Source organism: Nucisporomicrobium flavum (assembly GCF_016464385.1).
Lineage (GTDB): Bacteria > Actinomycetota > Actinomycetes > Mycobacteriales > Micromonosporaceae > Actinoplanes > Actinoplanes flavus_A.
The window spans coordinates 1-818 of record NZ_JADMLH010000049.1 but is presented as its reverse complement, the minus strand read 5'-3'; the positions used below and the strand labels follow the sequence as shown (position 1 = coordinate 818).

Genomic DNA, 818 nt, shown 5'->3' with positions numbered 1-818 from the left:
AGGTTGGCCTTCGTGCTGTCGATGCTGATGTCGCGGTCGCCCTGGTCGTCGTGCGAGGTGTCGAAGTACACGATCGCCTTGATGTTCGGACGCTTGGCCAGCTCCGGCAGCACGCTCTTGAACCCGGCAGTCTTGTCCGTCACCTTGCCGACCCGGTGGTACACGCCCCACTCAGCAACCATCAACGGCTTGCTCGCGTGCTTGGTCGTCGCCCAGTCATAGAAGTTCATCCCGTTGGCCGGCTTGCGGTCGAGCAGGTCAGCGAACATCCCGTAGTGGTAATAGCCCTTCTCCGCACTGACGTACGAGTCCAGACCCATCCAGTCCACAACGTCGTCACCCGGGTACAGGTCCTTCCACCACGACTGCGCCATCCACTTCTCATTACCCATGTACGCCATCACATTGATCGCATTCGTGACGCCCTTGGCGCGCAGCCGCTCGATCGTGTGCCGGTACATCGCGGCGAAGTCCTTGGCCTCCCAGCCCGAACCGGCCCGCGCCACCACGTCGTTCTCCGGCTCATGGTTGAGCACCAGGAAAAACTTCTCCGGGAACGAAGACTTCACCCGCGCAGCGAAACGATCGATGCGCGCATCCTGCTCACCCCGGGCCACCTTCGCCCAGCTCGAACCGTACGCAATCTTCCAGTTCATCAGCAGCACCCGCGGCCGCGCGGTATCGCGGGCCATCGCCATCTCAGACTTGGTCGGGAACGGCTCATCACCCTTGTGATACGTGTGGAAAATGCTCGCCGTACGACCGCTGAGCTTCTCCCAATCCTTCAGCGCAGCGTCACGCGGCGCGCTCGTGAAACC

The 818-nt window shown here is 62.1% G+C and carries 1 protein-coding gene; it reads right to left on the bottom strand.

Annotation, left to right across the window (positions count from 1 at the left end; genetic code table 11):
• A partial coding sequence (locus IT780_RS41435; protein ID WP_267910265.1) for a glycosyl hydrolase occupies positions 1 to 818 on the bottom strand: 818 nt, incomplete at both ends.